12 protein-coding genes and 3 rRNA genes are annotated in these 19,839 nt (G+C 64.1%); 13 read left to right on the plus strand and 2 right to left on the minus strand.

Annotation, left to right across the window (positions count from 1 at the left end):
• Nucleotides 1-57 precede the first annotated feature (57 nt).
• Nucleotides 58-1,359 (plus strand): tyrosine--tRNA ligase, encoded by a 1,302-nt coding sequence (tyrS, locus tag MIC448_RS15815; protein WP_081766489.1) that lies wholly within the window; start codon nt 58-60, stop codon nt 1,357-1,359.
• Nucleotides 1,360-1,380: 21 nt separating this feature from the next.
• Nucleotides 1,381-2,196 carry a DUF4184 family protein gene (locus tag MIC448_RS15820; protein ID WP_036301918.1) on the plus strand — a complete coding sequence of 272 codons (816 nt, stop codon included), beginning with the start codon at nt 1,381-1,383 and terminating at the stop codon, nt 2,194-2,196.
• Here the strand turns inward: MIC448_RS15820 and MIC448_RS15825 are convergent.
• Nucleotides 2,193-3,512, minus strand: a complete 1,320-nt coding sequence (locus MIC448_RS15825; protein ID WP_051514244.1) for a CoA transferase — start codon at nt 3,510-3,512, stop codon at nt 2,193-2,195. The genes MIC448_RS15820 and MIC448_RS15825 overlap by 4 nt on opposite strands.
• A 553-nt stretch (nt 3,513-4,065) precedes the next feature.
• On the opposite strand from MIC448_RS15825, the gene MIC448_RS15830 reads away from it, so the two are divergent.
• The 7 genes from MIC448_RS15830 to MIC448_RS15860 all read left to right on the plus strand — a co-directional run bounded on the left by MIC448_RS15830 (nt 4,066) and on the right by MIC448_RS15860 (nt 13,195).
• A 16S ribosomal RNA gene (locus MIC448_RS15830) occupies nt 4,066-5,587 on the plus strand.
• A gap of 418 nt (nt 5,588-6,005) precedes the next feature.
• Nucleotides 6,006-9,119 (plus strand): 23S ribosomal RNA (locus MIC448_RS15835).
• A 104-nt stretch (nt 9,120-9,223) separates the two neighbouring features.
• A 5S ribosomal RNA gene (gene rrf, locus MIC448_RS15840) occupies nt 9,224-9,340 on the plus strand.
• Together the 16S, 23S and 5S rRNA genes form the textbook arrangement of a ribosomal RNA operon.
• Nucleotides 9,341-9,449: 109 nt before the next feature.
• Entirely contained in the window at nt 9,450-11,090 is a 1,641-nt protein-coding gene (locus MIC448_RS16525; protein ID WP_232711673.1) for a primosomal protein, read from the plus strand.
• The gene (locus MIC448_RS15850; RefSeq protein ID WP_036301922.1) at nt 11,090-12,130 is read left to right on the plus strand and encodes an HAD-IIA family hydrolase; all 1,041 of its coding nucleotides are present in this window, start codon (nt 11,090-11,092) and stop codon (nt 12,128-12,130) included. Before MIC448_RS16525 ends, MIC448_RS15850 begins: the two co-directional genes overlap by 1 nt.
• 61 nt (nt 12,131-12,191) lie before the next feature.
• Nucleotides 12,192-12,374, plus strand: coding sequence for a hypothetical protein (locus tag MIC448_RS15855; protein WP_036301924.1), 183 nt, complete (start codon nt 12,192-12,194; stop codon nt 12,372-12,374).
• Nucleotides 12,371-13,195: a TlyA family RNA methyltransferase gene (locus MIC448_RS15860; RefSeq protein WP_036301926.1), complete on the plus strand. Its 825-nt coding sequence runs from the start codon at nt 12,371-12,373 to the stop codon at nt 13,193-13,195. The genes MIC448_RS15855 and MIC448_RS15860 overlap by 4 nt, the downstream gene beginning before the upstream one ends.
• A gap of 3 nt (nt 13,196-13,198) precedes the next feature.
• Here the strand turns inward: MIC448_RS15860 and MIC448_RS15865 are convergent, their stop codons facing one another.
• Nucleotides 13,199-14,674, minus strand: coding sequence for a cryptochrome/photolyase family protein (locus MIC448_RS15865; protein ID WP_051514247.1), 1,476 nt, complete (start codon nt 14,672-14,674; stop codon nt 13,199-13,201).
• A gap of 158 nt (nt 14,675-14,832) precedes the next feature.
• Between MIC448_RS15865 and MIC448_RS15870 the strand changes: the two genes are divergently transcribed.
• Genes MIC448_RS15870 through MIC448_RS15885 form a run of 4 tightly spaced genes read left to right on the plus strand, consistent with a single transcriptional unit; the run spans nt 14,833 to nt 19,838 of the window.
• Nucleotides 14,833-15,822 (plus strand): NAD kinase, encoded by a 990-nt coding sequence (locus MIC448_RS15870; RefSeq protein ID WP_081766487.1) that lies wholly within the window; start codon nt 14,833-14,835, stop codon nt 15,820-15,822.
• Nucleotides 15,819-17,516, plus strand: coding sequence for a DNA repair protein RecN (gene recN / locus MIC448_RS15875; RefSeq protein WP_036301927.1), 1,698 nt, complete (start codon nt 15,819-15,821; stop codon nt 17,514-17,516). Before MIC448_RS15870 ends, recN begins: the two co-directional genes overlap by 4 nt.
• A 14-nt stretch (nt 17,517-17,530) precedes the next feature.
• A complete protein-coding gene (locus MIC448_RS15880) occupies nt 17,531-19,240 on the plus strand; it encodes a CTP synthase (RefSeq protein WP_036301928.1) in 1,710 nt (569 codons plus the stop codon).
• Nucleotides 19,233-19,838: an NUDIX hydrolase gene (locus MIC448_RS15885; RefSeq protein WP_036301930.1), complete on the plus strand. Its 606-nt coding sequence runs from the start codon at nt 19,233-19,235 to the stop codon at nt 19,836-19,838. The genes MIC448_RS15880 and MIC448_RS15885 overlap by 8 nt, the downstream gene beginning before the upstream one ends.
• Nucleotide 19,839 lies beyond the last annotated feature (1 nt).

A 19,839-nucleotide genomic window follows, 5' to 3' on the forward strand; every position in this document is an offset into this window, starting at 1 on the left:
TTCGCACATTCCCGGTCCCGTGCGGGCGCCGCGTGGGCCGCTGATAACCTCGTGGGCGTGCCATCCGATGCCCTCACCGTGACCCCTCCCGTGCGGGATCCCTCCTTCGACAACGTCTGGGATGATCTCGTCTGGCGCGGACTCGTGCATGTCTCGACCGATGCCGAGACGCTTCGCGAGATGCTCGGCGGCGACCCGATCGTCTACTACTGCGGGTTCGACCCGACGGCACCGAGCCTGCACCTCGGCAACCTGGTGCAGCTGCTCACGATGCGTCGACTCCAGCTCGCGGGCCACCGCCCGCTGGGTCTGGTCGGTGGGTCGACGGGGCTGATCGGCGATCCGCGCCCCACGGCCGAGCGAACACTCAACACGCCCGAGACCGTCGCCGAGTGGGTGAACCGATTGCGTGCTCAGGTCGAACGCTTCCTCAGCTTCGAGGGCGAGAACGCCGCGCGGATGGTCAACAACCTCGACTGGACGGCCCCGCTCACTGCGATCGACTTCTTGCGCGAGATCGGCAAGCACTACCGCGTCGGGACCATGATCAAGAAGGATGCCGTGAGTGCCCGGCTGAATTCCGACGCCGGCATCAGTTACACCGAATTCAGCTACCAGATCCTGCAGGGGCTGGACTACCTCGAGCTCTACCGGTCGTACGGCTGCGTTCTGCAGACCGGCGGCAGTGACCAGTGGGGAAACCTCACGAGCGGTGTGGATCTGATCCATCGCGTGGAGGGCACGTCGGTGCACGCGCTCGGCACGCCGCTCATCACGAACAGCGACGGTACGAAGTTCGGCAAGAGCGAGGGCAACGCGATCTGGCTCGATGCCGAGATGTGCAGCCCGTACGCGTTCTACCAGTTCTGGCTCAACACGCTCGATGCGGACGTGATCGCGCGACTGAAGATCTTCACGTTCCTCGGTCGAGACGAGATCGAGCGGTACGAGAAGCTCGTCGAATCCGAGCCGTTCCGCCGCGAGGCGCAGAAGCGGCTGGCGCTCGAGGTCACCGCGCTCGTGCACGGGACGGATGCGGCGGCCGCTGTGATCGCCGCATCAGAGGCCCTCTTCCAGGGCGGTGACCTGACCGCACTCGACGCGTCGACGCTCGAGTCGGCCCTGCGTGAACTGCCGCACGCCGAGTTGCCCGCGGGCACCGACATCGTCCGAGCGCTCGTCGACACGGGGCTCGTGGCGAGCCTGTCCGAGGCGCGCCGTGCGATAGCGCAGGGCGGCGTGAGTCTCGACGGCGAGCGGGTGGCCGACGAATCCGTCATCGTTTCGGGCGCGCTGCCCGGCGGGGTCTCGGTCCTCCGGCGCGGAAAGAAGACCTTGGCGGGCGTTTTCGTCCGATGACCCGATTCGAGAGCTGAGCGTATGCCCTTCACTCCGAGTCACGCGGTCGTCGCGCTGCCGTTCATTCGCACGCCACTCGTACCGGCGGCGATCGCGATCGGAGCGATGACGCCGGACCTGCCGATCTTCCTGCGCGGTTTCGGATTGCGTTACTCGGCCACGCACACCTGGTCGTGGCTTCCGGTCACGGTGGTCGTCGCGCTCGCGCTGCTGTTGGTGTGGCGCTGCGTGTTGCGGCCGGTCGCGCGTGATCTGGTGCCGATGGTGCTGGCCGAACGGCTCCCGGACGGATGGGACGCCGGGGCTCGCGCATCCGCGCGCGAGACCTTCGCGCTGCATCGGCCCGGCGCCTCGGCCGGGAAGATCTCGCCGGCGAGCATCCTGCTTCTCGTCGTGTCTCTCGCGATCGGGGTCGCGAGTCACATCGCGTGGGACCTCTTCACGCACCTTGATCGCTGGGGGCTACGGGTGTTCCCGCTGCTGGCCGAGCGATGGGGTCCGCTCCTCGGATACAAGTGGCTGCAGTACGGCTCCTCGGTTTTCGGACTGCTCGTGATCGGAATCTGGGCCGTTGTATGGCTTCGCCCACGTCGTCCCGTGCCCCCGCAGGATCGCGCCCCGGGCTTTGTCCGCGTCGCGTGGTGGATATCGCTGCCGGCATTTCTCGTGATCGCGTGGGTCGGCGGGCTGATGCTCTTCGGTCCTTTGCGTTCGGGTTTCGGCGTCGAACACCTCGCTTATCTCGTGCTTCCGCCCGCAGTGGGCCTCTGGGGTGGGCTCACCCTGGTGTTGGCGATCGTGTTGCAGCTGATGCGCCGACCCCTGTCGGACGTCTAGAGCCAGGCCGGGGCGTCGCCGCCCCAGGTGCGCGGAGGGGCGAACGCATCCGGCCCGCCCACGTACGCGATCGCGGGGCCTGCGGTCGTGAGAATCCCGCCGTCGAAATCGAACGTCTGCAGGTGCGGGGCGGGTTCGAAGGACTCGGCGGCATTCGGCTCGGCCGTCCGAGGCATGCGAAGCAGCTCCGCGGCGACGCGGCGGAGGGACGTTTCGGCGAGCCACGATCCACCCTCGACCGATTGCCGCTCGAGCAGGCTCATGATCTCGGCGGCGAGCAGGTACCCGGCGCTGTGGTCGAGCGCCTGTGCGGGGAGTGCTCCGGGGATGCCGTCCTCGCGTGACTCGATCCAGGCGATGCCGCTCGCGGCCTGCACGATGCTGTCGAATCCACGGCGGTCGGCGGACGACGTCTCAAAACCCCATGCCGACAGACGCGCGACGATGATTCCGGGATGGCGAGAGGCCAGCGCCGCGGGTTCGAGCCCCAGGTGCGCCAGACCGGCGGGTCGATACCCGAGAACGATCACGTCCGCATCAGCGAGAAGGCGGTCGAATACATCGAGCTGACTCGGCTGGTGAAGATCCAGAAGCGCAGACCGCTTTCCGTGACCCGTGTCCGCGTGCTGCATCGGCAGCTCCGGGTTGTGGGGAGGGTCGATTCGCAGAACGTCGGCGCCGAGGAGCGCCAGAGTGCGGGTGGCAACAGGTCCCGCGATCACGCGCGTCAGATCCAGGACCCGGATGCCTCGCAACGGCGCCGACGTCGGCCCCCATGTGCGCGGGCGAATGGGGGAGGGGCTGAGTCGATCGACCCGTACAACGGGCTCCTCGGCGAGAACGGCGTCAATGCCCGGGTTCTCGTGCATCACGCCGACGCAGATGCCGCCCCGCGCGGTGATCGCCTGCGTTGCCACGCCCGCCGGCATCGACGCCAGGGCTCGAACCACGGCATCCCGGTCTGCGTCTGCGTCTGCGTGTGCGCCCAGACCCAAGGCCGCCCGGAGCGCACGGGCATGGTGCGGGTAGTTGCCGTGGGTCCGCACCCAGCCGTCGGATGTGCGGAAGAAGCCCGAGAATGGCGCCCAGGGGCAGGGTGGTTCACCGTCGAAGCGGATGTGGCGCTCGCTCGAGTACGCCACGGCAACTCGGACGGGATCGGGAACCTGTGTCTGTGCGGAGGCCAGTCGAGCGGCCGCGAGCGATGCTGCGGAAACGCTGTCCCACGCGAGCTTGCCGACGGCCAGGCATGAGCGCAGCGGGACGGACGTCGTCGGGCTGTCGGTGGCGACGTCGGTTTCTGCGGGATCGATCATGGTCGCGATCGTAGCCCCGCCACTGGCTCCTGTGACGGCGCCGGAAAAACGCCGGAAACATGCGCGACACGCCCGGGACGCACCGCAATTTGCCCGCCCCGCAAAATCCCACGTAAGGTAATACCTGTTCGCCCCAAAGGAGCGCGGTGAGGCCCCGAAAGCTTCCCCTCCTCAAGCGAAGAACACCCCCATCAAAACCAACACTCTTGAGTGTCGGAAACCTTCGGGTTTACGATGGGGTCTCCTCTGATCGGAGCGCCTACGAACATGAAGTTCGGGTCGCGAAGAGCTGAGAATGTCGTTTTGACATCTCGCACAGAGGATGTAAGATAGAGAAGTTGCCCTGCGGGACGGTCGAGAGACACGGCGCAGGAGCATCCGATCCTTGAGAACTCAACAGCGTGCACTTGTCAAATGCCAAAAAACCTCGCGGTCAGCTTGTCTGACCGATGAGATTCTTTTGAGATTAAACGGATATGTCAGTAATGACATCCGATCGTCAGATCAAACTCGCTCGGCTCGACCCATTCCGGTCTTGTCGCAGCAAAATTCTTTCACGGAGAGTTTGATCCTGGCTCAGGATGAACGCTGGCGGCGTGCTTAACACATGCAAGTCGAACGGTGAAGGAGAGCTTGCTCTCCGGATCAGTGGCGAACGGGTGAGTAACACGTGAGCAATCTGCCCCTGACTCTGGGATAACAGTTGGAAACAGCTGCTAATACCGGATACGAGCTTCGAAGGCATCTTCAGAAGCTGGAAAGAACTTCGGTCAGGGATGAGCTCGCGGCCTATCAGCTAGTTGGTGAGGTAATGGCTCACCAAGGCGTCGACGGGTAGCCGGCCTGAGAGGGTGACCGGCCACACTGGGACTGAGACACGGCCCAGACTCCTACGGGAGGCAGCAGTGGGGAATATTGCACAATGGGCGCAAGCCTGATGCAGCAACGCCGCGTGAGGGACGACGGCCTTCGGGTTGTAAACCTCTTTTAGCAGGGAAGAAGCGAAAGTGACGGTACCTGCAGAAAAAGCGCCGGCTAACTACGTGCCAGCAGCCGCGGTAATACGTAGGGCGCAAGCGTTATCCGGAATTATTGGGCGTAAAGAGCTCGTAGGCGGTTTGTCGCGTCTGCTGTGAAAACTGGAGGCTCAACCTCCAGCCTGCAGTGGGTACGGGCAGACTAGAGTGCGGTAGGGGAGATTGGAATTCCTGGTGTAGCGGTGGAATGCGCAGATATCAGGAGGAACACCGATGGCGAAGGCAGATCTCTGGGCCGTAACTGACGCTGAGGAGCGAAAGGGTGGGGAGCAAACAGGCTTAGATACCCTGGTAGTCCACCCCGTAAACGTTGGGAACTAGTTGTGGGGTCCATTCCACGGATTCCGTGACGCAGCTAACGCATTAAGTTCCCCGCCTGGGGAGTACGGCCGCAAGGCTAAAACTCAAAGGAATTGACGGGGACCCGCACAAGCGGCGGAGCATGCGGATTAATTCGATGCAACGCGAAGAACCTTACCAAGGCTTGACATATACGAGAACGGGCTAGAAATAGTCAACTCTTTGGACACTCGTAAACAGGTGGTGCATGGTTGTCGTCAGCTCGTGTCGTGAGATGTTGGGTTAAGTCCCGCAACGAGCGCAACCCTCGTTCTATGTTGCCAGCACGTAATGGTGGGAACTCATGGGATACTGCCGGGGTCAACTCGGAGGAAGGTGGGGATGACGTCAAATCATCATGCCCCTTATGTCTTGGGCTTCACGCATGCTACAATGGCCGGTACAAAGGGCTGCAATACCGTAAGGTGGAGCGAATCCCAAAAAGCCGGTCCCAGTTCGGATTGAGGTCTGCAACTCGACCTCATGAAGTCGGAGTCGCTAGTAATCGCAGATCAGCAACGCTGCGGTGAATACGTTCCCGGGTCTTGTACACACCGCCCGTCAAGTCATGAAAGTCGGTAACACCTGAAGCCGGTGGCCCAACCCTTGTGGAGGGAGCCGTCGAAGGTGGGATTGGTAATTAGGACTAAGTCGTAACAAGGTAGCCGTACCGGAAGGTGCGGCTGGATCACCTCCTTTCTAAGGAGCACTTGGAGGCCTTCGGGCCTTCCAGAGCCAGATTCGAGACACACGTTCTCGACTGGTAGCTCATGGGTGGAACATTAGACAAGGTGCCGTATCGGAACGTCCCGAACTCAGTACGCTGCTTGCAGCTGGAAAGGTTCAGGTCGCTCTCGCGGCACATGCACGCTGTTGGGTCCTGAGGGACCGGATGCGCTCGGCCTACGGGTCGGAGCAGACGAACCTCAGGACCTTTCTTCGTTGCCACAGGATGGCATCGCGGGAAGGTACCGCCCGTACTTTGAGAACTACACAGTGGACGCGAGCATCTTTGAGTCGATCTTTTGATCGGCTCACAAAGATGATCTTATAGATCATTAATCAATTTCGAGTTGAGCTTTTAGCTCAGAACCGATTCTGATTCAAACTCATGTGATTTCAAATCTTTAAGAGCAAACGGTGAATGCCTTGGCATCTGGAGCCGAAGAAGGACGTAGCAATCTGCGATAAGCCTCGGGGAGTGGATAAGCACACCTTGATCCGAGGATTTCCGAATGGGGAAACCCCGCTGGGCAGCGTGCTGACCCAGTGACTCCCGCCTGAATATATAGGGCGGGTAGAGGGAACGTGGGGAAGTGAAACATCTCAGTACCCACAGGAAGAGAAAGCAACCGCGATTCCGTTAGTAGTGGCGAGCGAAACCGGAAGAGGCTAAACCGAGTATGTGTGATATCCGGCAGGAGTTGCATATTCGGGGTAGTGGGACTTTTCATGTTGCTCTGCCGAGCAACAAGCGTGATGAGACAATATAGACGAATGGTATTGAAAGACCAGTCATAGAGGGTGCCAACCCCGTAGTCGAAATGTTGCCCTCAGCGCGAGAAGTATCCCAAGTAGCACGGGGCCCGAGAAATCCCGTGTGAATCCGCCAGGACCACCTGGTAAGCCTAAATACTCCCAGATGACCGATAGCGGACAAGTACCGTGAGGGAAAGGTGAAAAGTACCCCGGGAGGGGAGTGAAATAGTACCTGAAACCGTTTGCTTACAAACCGTTGGAGCCTCCTTAGTAGGGGTGACAGCGTGCCTTTTGAAGAATGAGCCTGCGAGTTAGCGATATGTGGCGAGGTTAACCCGAGTGGGGTAGCCGTAGCGAAAGCGAGTCTGAATAGGGCGATTCAGTCGCATGTCCTAGACCCGAAGCGAAGTGATCTATCCATGGCCAGGTTGAAGCGAAGGTAAGACTTCGTGGAGGACCGAACCCACTTAGGTTGAAAACTGAGGGGATGAGCTGTGGATAGGGGTGAAAGGCCAATCAAACTTCGTGATAGCTGGTTCTCTCCGAAATGCATTTAGGTGCAGCGTTGCGTGTTTCTTACCGGAGGTAGAGCTACTGGATGGCCGATGGGGCCCAAAAGCTTACTGACGTCAGCCAAACTCCGAATGCCGGTAAGTGAGAGCGCAGCAGTGAGACTGTGGGGGATAAGCTTCATAGTCGAGAGGGAAACAACCCAGACCACCATCTAAGGTCCCAAAGCGCGTGCTAAGTGGGAAAGGATGTGGAGTTGCCTTGACAACCAGGAGGTTGGCTTAGAAGCAGCCACCCTTGAAAGAGTGCGTAATAGCTCACTGGTCAAGTGATTCCGCGCCGACAATGTAACGGGGCTCAAGCACGCCACCGAAGCTGTGGCATTGATATTATTGGTAGGCCTTCGTGGTCCAGCCGTATTGATGGGTAGGAGAGCGTCGTGTGGCCAGCGAAGCGGCGGTGTGAACCAGCCGTGGAGGCTACACGAGTGAGAATGCAGGCATGAGTAGCGAAAGACATGTGAGAAACATGTCCTCCGAAAGACCAAGGGTTCCAGGGTCAAGCTAATCTTCCCTGGGTAAGTCGGGACCTAAGGCGAGGCCGACAGGCGTAGTCGATGGACAACGGGTTGATATTCCCGTACCCGCGAAGAACCGCCCAAACTAATCCAGTAGTGCTAAGTGTCTGAATCCCACTGACGGATCCCTTCGGGGTGAAGCGTTGGGCCTAGCGCACGACCCCATTCTGGTGCGGTTAGCGTATTAACAGGTGTGACGCAGGAAGGTAGCCGGTCCTCGGCGATGGTAGTCCGAGGCCAAGTGTGTAGGCCGAGAGATAGGCAAATCCGTCTCTCATTAAGGCTGAGACACGAAGGGGAGCCCGCAAGGGCAAGATCCGGTGATCCTATGCTGCCAAGAAAAGCATCGACGCGAGGTTCTAGTGGCCCGTACCCCAAACCGACTCAGGTGGTCAGGTAGAGAATACCAAGGAGATCGAGAGAATCGTGGTTAAGGAACTCGGCAAAATGCCCCCGTAACTTCGGGAGAAGGGGGGCCTTCGACGTATAAGGACTTGCTCCGAAAGCGTTTGGAGGCCGCAGAGACTAGTGGGTAGCGACTGTTTATTAAAAACACAGGTCCGTGCCAAGTCGCAAGACGATGTATACGGACTGACGCCTGCCCGGTGCTGGAAGGTTAAGAGGACCGGTTAGCCGCAAGGCGAAGCTGAGAATTTAAGCCCCAGTAAACGGCGGTGGTAACTATAACCATCCTAAGGTAGCGAAATTCCTTGTCGGGTAAGTTCCGACCTGCACGAATGGCGTAACGACTTCCCAACTGTCTCAACCGCGAACTCGGCGAAATTGCATTACGAGTAAAGATGCTCGTTACGCGCAGCAGGACGGAAAGACCCCGTGACCTTTACTATAGTTTGGTATTGGTGTTCGGTGTGGCTTGTGTAGGATAGGTGGGAGACTTTGAAGCTTGGACGCTAGTTCAGGTGGAGTCATTGTTGAAATACCACTCTGGTCACTCTGGATATCTAACTTAGAACCGTAATCCGGTTCAGGGACAGTGCCTGATGGGTAGTTTAACTGGGGCGGTTGCCTCCCAAAAAGTAACGGAGGCGCCCAAAGGTTCCCTCAACCTGGTTGGTAATCAGGTGTCGAGTGTAAGTGCACAAGGGAGCTTGACTGTGAGACTGACAAGTCGAGCAGGGACGAAAGTCGGGACTAGTGATCCGGCAGTGGCTTGTGGAAGCGCTGTCGCTCAACGGATAAAAGGTACCTCGGGGATAACAGGCTGATCTTGCCCAAGAGTCCATATCGACGGCATGGTTTGGCACCTCGATGTCGGCTCGTCGCATCCTGGGGCTGGAGTAGGTCCCAAGGGTTGGGCTGTTCGCCCATTAAAGCGGTACGCGAGCTGGGTTTAGAACGTCGTGAGACAGTTCGGTCCCTATCCGCTGCGCGCGTAGGAAATTTGAGAGGATCTGACCCTAGTACGAGAGGACCGGGTTGGACGAACCTCTGGTGTGTCAGTTGTCCTGCCAAGGGCACCGCTGATTAGCTACGTTCGGGATGGATAACCGCTGAAAGCATCTAAGCGGGAAGCCGGCCTCAAGATGAGATTTCCATGCCTTCGGGCGAGAGGCTCCCAGCCAGACTACTGGGTTGATAGGCCGGGTGTGTAAGCGTGGCAACACGTGTAGCTGACCGGTACTAATAAGCCGATGATTTGATAATCACCTATTTTTGCTAGGTGCTTGCGTCCACTGAGTGGTTCTCGATGTACGGTCGAGAACCGCATAACAATGACTTTGTTATGCTGATTGAAACATCAATAGTGTTTCGGCGGCCATAGCGAGAGGGAAACGCCCGGTTACATTCCGAACCCGGAAGCTAAGCCTCTCAGCGCCGATGGTACTGCAGGGGAGACCCTGTGGGAGAGTAGGACACCGCCGGACTTCTTTCAAGAAAGGGCCACCCAATGCTGGGTGGCCCTTTCTTCGTTAACACAGTTGTTTTGCAACAGTGCGATTCCGCCGACGGGCGGTTCGCGAAAGGATCGGAAACATGGCAGACGACGACCGCAAGGACGATGAGCGTCGCGGTGGGCCCGATCGAGCGCGCGGCGCCTCCGGACGTTCGCCCCGCACCGGTGGTGGCGCTGATCGCCGTCCGAGCACGCCTCGTGGGGGCGATGCTCAACGCAAGCCATATGTGAAGCGCGATGGTGACGCTTCGCGCAAGCCGTACGAGAGGCGTGACGGGAATTCCTCGCGTCCGCCCTACGTGAAGCGTGATGGTGATGCGCCCCGTCGCCCGTATGAGAACCGGGATAGCGGTGGTTCGCGTCCGCCGTACGTGAAGCGCGACGGTGATGCTCCGCGCAAGCCTTACGAGAAGCGTGATGGCAATTCATCGCGTCCGCCGTACGAGAAGCGTGATGGCAACTCCTCGCGTCCGCCGTACGAGAAGCGTGATGGCAATTCATCGCGTCCGCCGTACGAGAAGCGTGATGGCAACTCCTCGCGTCCGCCCTACGTCAAGCGTGATGGCAACTCCTCGCGTCCGCCCTACGTCAAGCGTGATGGTGACGCTCCGCGGCGCCCATACAAAAACCGTGACAGCGGTGGCTCACGTCCGCCGTACGTGAAGCGTGATGGCGACGCGCCGCGTCGTCCATACGAGAAGCGTGACGGGAACTCCTCGCGTCCGCCCTACGTCAAGCGTGACGGCGACGGGCCTCGTCGACCGTACGAGAACCGTGATGGCGGAGGTTCGCGCCCACCCTACGAACGCCGCGACGGCAACTCTGGTCGTCCCACTTATAACCGCAGCGACGCCCCGCCCCGGGACCGCGATCGTGACTTCGAGCCGCGCATTCCTGATCCGTTCCTGCCCGACGATGTCACAGCCCGTGATCTGCACCCGAGTGCGCGAAACGAACTGCGCACCCTGAGCAAGGAGAACGCCGATACGGTCGGTCGCCACCTGGCGATGGCCGTCCGTCTGATTGACGAAGACCCGGCACTTGCGCACGAGCACGCCCTCGCGGCTTCCCGCAAGGCGGGCCGCGTCGCGGTCGTCCGGGAATCGCTCGCGATCACGGCGTACTCCGTGGGCGACTTTGCGCTGGCGCTTCGCGAATTGCGCACGTATCGGCGTATTTCGGGTAGCGACGACCAGATCGCGATGATGGTCGACAGCGAGCGTGGCGTCGGGCGACCCGACCGCGCGCTCGAGGTCGGACGAGCGGTCGAGCGTGATTCGCTTCCGATCGAGACGCGGGTTGAACTAGCGGTTGCTATGTCTGGCGCCCGTCTGGATCTTGGCGACCCCGAGCGCGCCCTGCGCGAGCTCGATATTCCCGAGCTGGATCCCGACAAGGCCTTCCCCTGGAGTCCCGGCCTGTTCGCTGCGCGCGCCACGGTGCTCGAAGAGCTCGGACGTCTGGACGAGGCCGCTCGATGGGCCCAGCTTGCCGAAGTCGCCGAGGCGGCGCTCGATGGTGACGGTTCGGACGACGTGCTCGAGATCGACGAGGTCGAAGAGCTCGACATCGATCTCGATGATGACGCTGATGTCGATGAAAACGCCGATCTCGATGAAGACGCTGATCTCGAAGACGTTGCGGATGTCGAAGACAACGGCGAATCGACCCCCGAGCCCGATGAGGGCGTGAAGAGCGACAAGACCGAGGCATCCGACTGATGGCTTTCCTCGGAAGGACGAGCCCGACACCGCTCGACGGGGTCGACGCGGTCCTGGCCGATCTCGACGGCGTTGTATACGCCGGGCATCAGGCGATTCCGCACGCTGTCGAGGCGCTGAACGCTGCGGGTCAGACGCGCCGCCTGGGCTACATCACCAACAACGCCTCGCGTACGGACGCCACGGTTGCGGGGCAGCTGCGAGAACTCGGGCTGGCCGTTCAACCCGAAGACGTCATCACGAGCCCACAGGCCGCAATGCGTCTCTTGCGGGACATGCTTCCCGCGGGTTCGTGTGTGCTGGTCGTCGGCGGAGAGGGCCTGACCGTCGAGGTCGAGAAGGCCGGATACGTCGTCACCCGCAGCGCCGAGGACGCGCCCGCCGCCGTCGTTCAAGGTTTCGCGCCCGATGTGGCGTGGCGGGATCTGGCCGAGGCGGCGTACGCGCTGGCTCTGCCCGAGGACGAGGGCGGTATCCCGTGGATCGCCACCAACACGGACTGGACGATCCCCCAGGCTCGTGGCATCGCGCCGGGGAACGGCACGCTCGTGTCCGCCGTGCACACCGCGGTCGGGCGTCTCGCGACGGTCGCGGGCAAACCCGAGACACCGATCTTCGTCGAGGCGATCGCGCGGTTCGGGTCGAAGCATCCGCTCTTCATCGGCGACCGACTCGACACCGACATCCTCGGTGCCCAGCGTGCCGGTATCGCGTCGGCCCTGGTGCTGACGGGCATCGACCGGCCGAAGCACGTTCTTGCCGCGCCCGCCGGTTCGCGTCCGGACTTCATCCTCGGCGACCTGCGTGAGCTGTCGCAGCCGTATCCGGCGGCTAAAGCACGCGCGAAGGATGGCGCGGTCACGATCGGTGACGCCACCGTGCGTGTCGCCGGCAACGACGTCGAGATCGTGGCCGAGGGGTCGCGACAGATCGACCTGCTTCGCGCCGCTGCCCGTGCGATCTGGGACTCGGGTCGTGCGATCTACGGACTGCGCGTGCCCGAGCGGCTCTACGACGACCCGTTTCGCGCTGGGCGTTGATCCGCGGCTCGTGTGAGGCGGGGCGCCGAGGCATCCGTCAGCCCCGTCGTATCCTGGGACGATGAGCAACACGCCCGAGGCATCTTTCGACGACAGCCTCGTGTCGCGCCTGCGAGTGGTCGAGGAGCAGCCCCTCGCGACCCGTGCCGCCGCGTTCGACGCGTTGTACGACGAACTCTCGCGTGAGCTCGAGGGCGTGGGCGGTCTTGCCGATCCGCGCGCTTCGGCATCCGGCGACCGATGAGTGAGCGTCTGGACGCGGCCCTGGCCGCCCGCGGACTCGCGCGTTCCCGCACGCACGCAGCGGGGCTGATCGCCGAGGGCCTCGTGACGGTCGATGGCCGCCCCGTCGTGAAGTCCTCGGCGAAGGTCGAGGAGTCGTCGCTGATCGAGGTCGCCGCGTTCGACCACTACGTCAGCCGCGCCGCGCACAAGCTCGTGGCGGCGCTCGACGCGTTCCCGGTCGAGGTCGCGGGGCGGGTGGCGCTCGACATGGGCGCTTCGACCGGCGGCTTTACGCAAGTGCTGCGCGAGCGCGGCGCCGACCCGGTGATCGCCGTTGATGTCGGGCATGGCCAGATGTCGGACCGAATCAAGGATGACGCGGGGGTCATCTCGGTCGAGGGCTTCAACGTTCGCGACATGACGCCCGAGTCCCTCGCCGCCGCGAGCGGTACAGAGCTCGCGCCCTCGCTTGTGACCGGCGACCTGTCCTTCATCTCGCTGGGGCTGGTCCTTCCGGCCGTCCGCGCAACGATGGACGCCGCTGGCGATGCCGTGTTGCTGATCAAGCCGCAGTTCGAGGTGGGCCGCACATCCGTCCGCGGTGGGTTGGTGACAGATCCGGCTTCGCGTGCGGATGCTGTTGCGGGCGTGCTGTGGGCGGCGTGGGACGCGGGCCTCGGTACACATGGCGTGATTGCCTCGCCGCTGCCCGGGACGCACGGCAACCACGAGTTCGTGGCGTGGTTCCGGGTGCGCGACGTTGCCGATGAGGGCGCGGACGCGGATGCTGCGAACCCGACCGCGTGGCTCGCCCTGGTGAACGAGCTCACCCAGCGCTGACGGTTAGTTCTCGCGGCGCTTGCGCATCTGCGCCAGGGGGATGGCGAGCCTGTGGTTGTCCGAGAGCTGGGGCTCGTTGCGGTCGAGAAACTGCCAGTAGGCGTCGGTGAAGGCATCCGCCTGCGCGGCTTTCGCGCTCGGCCACCACGACCCCATGCGTTGCAGGTAGGCCCCGCCCGCAATATAGGGCTTGGTCGCCACACGGCCACCGTCTGCGAACTGACTCATGCCCTGCACGTTCGGCACCATGACCCAGTCGTACGCGTCCACGAACATCGCCGAGAACCACTCGTAGGCCTCGCGTGGGTGGTAGCCCTGCAGCAGGAACCAGTTGCCGAGCACCATCAGGCGCTCGATGTGGTGCGCGTAGCCGTAGCGATGGACGCGTTCGAGGACGGTGCGGACCGGCGTGGGGATGTCGTCGGGGATCCCTTCCGCGGTGTACCACCATGCCTCGAGGGTGCGCGTGAAGTGGAAGTAATCGGCGTTCTCGAGCGCGGGCTGCGCGCGGAAAGCGCCGCGCATGTACTCCCGCCATCCGATCACCTGGCGGATGAAACCCTCGCGCGATTCGAGGGGGGCATCGGACCGCTCAACCCGGTCAACGGCTTCCTGAGGCGTGAGCAGCCCGATGTTGATCAGGGGGCTGAGCACGGAGTGGAAAAGGAACGGCTCGTCGGCGTCCATCGCGTCTTCGTAGCGTCCGAAATCGGACAGGCGACGGGTGACGAAGTCATCGACCCATGCGCGTGCCCCCGCGGGGGTGACGGGGAGCCAGAAGGTCCGCGGGTCGCCCGGATGATCGCCGAAGAACCGCTGCGTGTCCGCGATGGCCGAGCGGGTGATCTCATCGGGCTCGGGTATCGGCACCGTCGGGATGTCGAGGGTGTGGGCCTTCGTTTTCTTGTCGCGGGGGAGCGGATGCCTGTTCTCGGCGTCGAAGTTCCACCGGCGTCCCTCGGGTGCGCCGCCCTCCATCAGGATGCCCGTGCGCCGACGTTGCCAGCGGTAGAAGTCCTCCATCCGGGCCGTCGGGTGTGTCGCGAACCACTCGTCGACCAGCGCCTCGGGGGTGAGGAAGAGCTCGTCGGGGTAGGTGCGCGTCTGCGGCCTGTGTCCGGCAGCGATCTTCTCGATCGAGCCCTGAACGCGCGGGTCGGTGTGCGCCATCCAGGCGAGGTGGGTGATGTTGTGCTCGCGGACGAGCGCCCCCACCGCGTCACCGAACGACTCCCTGGGCTGGTTCGCGCCCGTTTCGTCCGCGTCCATCCGGCGGTACGCGACGGCGATGCCGCGCTCTTCGAGGCGAGCGGCCGCATGGCGCAGGGAAGCCAGCAGCAGCACGATCTTGTGCGCGTGGTACGGGCGACGCTCGAAGCTCCGCGCGTTCTCGACGAAGAGAATGAGGTCGATCTCGGGGTCCGAGTAGGCGGGGTGGTCTTCGAGCACCTGCGTCGCGAGCACCAGCGCAGCCTTCATCTCTCCAGTCTCGCAGCCGGAGGAGATCCCGGCTTCGGAGGATGCATGCCTCGACATCCGTCCTCCGAAGCCGAGATCTCCTCCCCAGCGCGCGGGCGGCCCGGCGAACGGGAGCCATCCGACAGAATGGGTGAGGCGAACCAACCGGCGGGAGCGGCATGACGAGCACGCGAAACATCCTGGTCGTCGCGCATGCGCTGCGTGACGATACGGTCGCCGCTGCGCGCCGCGTGACCGCCGCCCTGGTCGCAGCGGGCGCTCGCGCCGTATTCTCCGCGGATGATCGAGCCCAGTTGGGTGCCGCGATCGAAGAGTTCGACAACACCGGCACGCTCGGCATCGACGTTCCCGTCGACGAGATCGAGCTCGCGATCGTGCTCGGTGGCGACGGCACGATCCTGCGCGCCGCAGAACTCGTGCGCGGCGGCACGGCCCCGGTGCTCGGCATCAACATGGGGCACGTCGGGTTTCTCGCCGAGATCGAGCGCGATGAACTGGACGAGGCTGTGCACCGCGCCATCCTCGGCGACTACCGGGTCGAGGAGCGCCTGGCGCTCGCGGTGCGCGTGCAGGATTCCGATGACTCGCTGATCTACGAAACGTGGGCCCTCAACGAGGCGACGGTCGAGAAGGCCAGCCGCGAACGGATGCTCGAGGTCGTACTCGAGGTGGACGGTCGGCCGCTCTCGAGCTTCGGTTGCGACGGCATGGTCGTCTCGACCCCCACCGGTTCCACCGCCTATAACTTCTCGGCCGGCGGACCCGTGATCTGGCCGACCGTCGAGGCGATGGCGGTCGTGCCGCTGTCCGCACATGCCCTGTTCGCCAAGCCGCTCGTCGTGGGCCCCGAGGCCACGATCGCGATCGAGGTGCTCGAGCGCACCAATGGCACGGGCATCCTGTGGTGCGACGGCCGCCGCTCGCACGACCTGCCGCCCGGTGCCCGCGTCATGGTGCGCCGCTCGCCCGAGCCCGTCCGTCTCGCGCGCCTGCATCCCGCGGCGTTCACCGACCGGCTCGTCCGCAAGTTCCGTTTGCCGGTCGAAGGATGGCGCGGGCCCATATCGGCCGAGCCCGAGACCTGGGCGATGCACGAACCGACCGAATCCGACGCCGACCCTGCGACCCACCCCGGGGCGGGCGCGTGATCGAGGAAGTACGCCTGGCCGGACTCGGGGTGATCGCCGAAGCGACCCTGCCGCTCGGCCCGGGCTTCACGGCCATCACCGGTGAGACGGGTGCCGGTAAGACGATGGTCGTCACGGGCCTCGGCCTGCTGCTCGGCCAGCGCGCCGACTCGGGGGTCGTCCGTTCGGGCGGCCAAGCCGAGGTCGCCGGAATCTGGAACGTTCCGGCCGAGGGATCCGTCGCCGACCGCGTGCGCGAAGCCGGGGGAGACCTCGAGCCGCTCGGGGCCGACCGCGCCGAACTGTACGTGAGCCGCACGGTCACGGCCGAGGGGCGTAGCCGCGCGAGCGTCGGCGGACGCGCGGCGCCGGCCGGGGTACTCGCCGACCTCGCCGATGATCTCGTTGTCGTCCACGGGCAATCCGACCAGCTGCGCCTGCGTTCGGCGGCAGCGCAGCGCGATGCCCTTGACCGATTCGGGGGAGCGGGCGTTCGTGACGCGCTCGCCGCCTACCGCACGGCGTGGAATCGCTGGCGAGAACTCGACGCCGAACACACGTCCCTGACGACCCAGCGCGACGCGCGCACGGCCGAGGCCGAGACGCTGCGGGCGGCCCTCGCCGAGATCGAGGATGTCGCACCGCAGCCGGGTGAGGATGTCGAGCTCGCTCAGCGCGCGGAACGCCTCGCCAACGTCGAAGAGCTGCGCGCGGCGGCGGCGGGCGCCCGCGAGGCGCTGTCTTCCGAGGCGGACGCCGTGGACGTTTCGACCCTGCTCGGCGAGGCGCGCCGCCTGCTCGAACGCGCCAGCGCCCAGGATCCCGCGCTCGAGACGTTCTCGCAGCAGGTCGCCGAGCTCGGATTCCGTGCCGCCGAGATCGCGACGGACCTCTCGGGTTACCTCGCGGACCTCGATGAATCCGGGCCCCTCGAACTCGACGCCGTCGAGACGCGACGCGCGGCGCTCGGCGCCCTCGTTCGCCACCACGGGACGACGCTGGACGAGGTTCTGGCGCTTGCCGAAACCGGTGCCGCACGTCTGGCAGAGCTCGAGGGCGACGACGCCCGCATCGAAGAACTCGCCGCCGAGAAGGACACCGCGGCACGAGAACTCGATGACGCCGCAGCGACCCTCACCGAGCGTCGAACCGAAGCCGCCGTGACCCTCGGCGATTCCGTCACCGCCGAACTCAGCGCGCTCGCGATGCCCGACGCGCGCCTGCAGGTCACGGTGTCGGCGGGAACCCCGAGTGCGGACGGCCGCGACGAGGTTGCCCTGCTGCTCGCCCCGCATCCCGGAGCCGAACCCCGCGCGGTCGCCAAGGGCGCCTCGGGCGGCGAACTGAGCCGCGTCATGCTGGCGATCGAAGTCGTCATCTCCGAGACCGATCCCGTCCCGACCTTCGTCTTCGACGAGATCGACGCGGGCATCGGCGGAGCCGCCGCGATCGAGGTCGGGCGTCGCCTGGCACGCCTGGCCGAGGCATCCCAGGTCATCGTCGTCACGCACCTCGCGCAGGTGGCCGCGTTCGCCACCAACCACCTGACCGTCGTGAAAGAGAACGACGGATCGGTGACCGCCTCGAGTGTCCGCAGGCTCGAAGGGCCCGAGCGCGCCGCCGAGATGGCGCGGCTGTTGTCGGGGCTTCCCGACTCGGCCGCGGCGCTCGAGCACGCGCGCGAGCTGCTCGGGCTCGCGGGCTCCCGCGACTGATAGGATTAAAGCCCGTGGCGGAAACTGCATCGGGAACATCGAACGACATCACCAAACACATCACGAGGCACATCTTCGTGACCGGTGGTGTCGTTTCTTCATTGGGTAAGGGCCTCACCGCCGCGAGCCTCGGCAATCTGCTGACGGCGCGGGGTCTGCGGGTCGTGATGCAGAAGCTGGATCCCTATCTGAACGTGGATCCGGGAACGATGAACCCGTTCCAGCACGGCGAGGTTTTCGTCACCGATGATGGCGCCGAGACCGACCTCGACATCGGTCACTACGAGCGCTTCCTGGACGTTGAGCTGAGCCAGGCCGCCAACGTCACGACCGGCCAGATCTATTCGCAGGTCATCGCGCGCGAGCGTCGCGGCGAGTACCTCGGCGACACCGTGCAGGTCATCCCGCATATCACCGACGAGATCAAGCGCCGGATGCGTCTGCAGGCCACGCAGGATCCCCAGCCGGACGTCATCATCACCGAGGTCGGTGGAACGGTCGGCGACATCGAGTCGCAGCCGTTCATCGAGTCGGCGCGTCAGATTCGCCACGAGCTCGGGCGCCGGAACGTGTTCTTCGTGCACGTCTCGCTCGTGCCCTTCATGGGTGCCTCGGGCGAGCAGAAGACCAAGCCCACGCAGCACTCGGTCGCGGCCCTCCGCTCGATCGGTATCCAGCCTGACGCGCTCGTGCTGCGCAGCGATCGTCCCGTCACCGAGTCGAACAAGCGCAAGATCGCGCTGATGTGCGACGTCGACGAGGACGCCGTGGTCAATGCCGTCGACGTGCCGAGCATCTACGACATCCCGACGATGCTGCACGACCAGGGCCTCGATGCCTACATCGTCAACGCACTCGGGCTCGATGACGCGAAGGATGTCGACTGGTCGCGGTGGGAGCGGGTGCTCGCCGCCGTACACAACCCCAAGCACGAGGTCACGATCGGCCTGGTCGGCAAGTACATCGACCTACCCGACGCCTACCTCTCGGTCACGGAGGCACTCAAGGCCGGTGGTTTTGCGCAAGAGACGCACGTCAACATTCGCTGGATCCCGTCGGATCTGTGCGAGACACGGGATGGCGCGGCTCGCGCTTTGGCGGATGTCGATGGCATCTGCGTGCCCGGTGGCTTCGGCATCCGCGGCATCGAAGGGAAGCTCGGCGCGCTGAAGTTCGCGCGCGAGCAGGGCATCCCCACGCTCGGGCTGTGTCTCGGGCTGCAGTGCATGGTCATCGAGTACGCGCGAAACCTCGCCGGGCTCGAGGGTGCCTCATCGAGCGAGTTCGACCCCGATACCGAGTACCCCGTCATCGCGACGATGGCGGAGCAGGTCGAGATCATCGCCGGGGGAGACCTCGGTGGCACGATGCGCCTCGGCCTGTACGCCGCGGACCTGCGCGACGGCTCGCTTGCCGCCGAGCTGTATGGCGCGAAGCAGATTTCGGAGCGTCACCGCCACCGCTACGAGGTCAACAACGCCTACCGTGATCGGCTGACGGAGGCGGGCCTGGTGTTCTCGGGCCTGTCACCCGACCGGGCACTGGTCGAGTACGTCGAGCTTCCGCGCGACGTGCACCCGTTCTACATCGCCACGCAGGCGCACCCCGAACTGCGGTCGCGCCCGACCGCACCGCATCCGCTCTTCCGCGGACTCGTCGGCGCCGCGCTCGAGCGTCACCGCGCGAGCGAACTCTTCGACGTGGATCCGGTGGAAAATGACTGATTTCAGCGCGCTGCGCGACGAGCCGGCCGAAATCCACATCACGCGTAGCGAGGTCGTCTATCCCGGCCGCGTCTGGGATGTACGCAGCGACACCTTCGACTACAACGGCGAGTCCACGTCGCGCGACTACGTCGACCACACGGGAGCTGTCGCGATCGCCGCGATCGATGACGACGGACGCATCCTGCTGCTGCAGCAATATCGCCATCCGATCCGCTCGCGCGACTGGGAGATTCCGGCAGGGCTCCTCGACATCGCGGGGGAGCCGCCCGCAGACACCGCACGGCGTGAGCTCGCCGAAGAGGCCGACCTGACGGCGAGTCGGTGGAGCGAACTCGTCAGCATCAAGACCTCGCCCGGGGGCAGCGACGAGGTCGTGCATATCTTTTTGGCCGAGGGCATCTCTCCCGCGCCCGAGACGTACGCACGCGAGGCCGAAGAGGCCGACATCCGCCTCGAATGGGTCCCGCTCGACGATGTCGTGACGGCCGTGCTCGAGGGCCGGATGCAGAACGCGATCCTGATCGTCGCGGTGCTCGCGGCCGCCGAACACCGCCGCCGAGCGGCGACCGAGAACCGCCGCCGCGCGGCGGGCTGAG

Origin of the sequence: Microbacterium sp. C448, from assembly GCF_000582705.2 — a bacterium.
Classification (GTDB): domain Bacteria; phylum Actinomycetota; class Actinomycetes; order Actinomycetales; family Microbacteriaceae; genus Microbacterium; species Microbacterium lacus_A.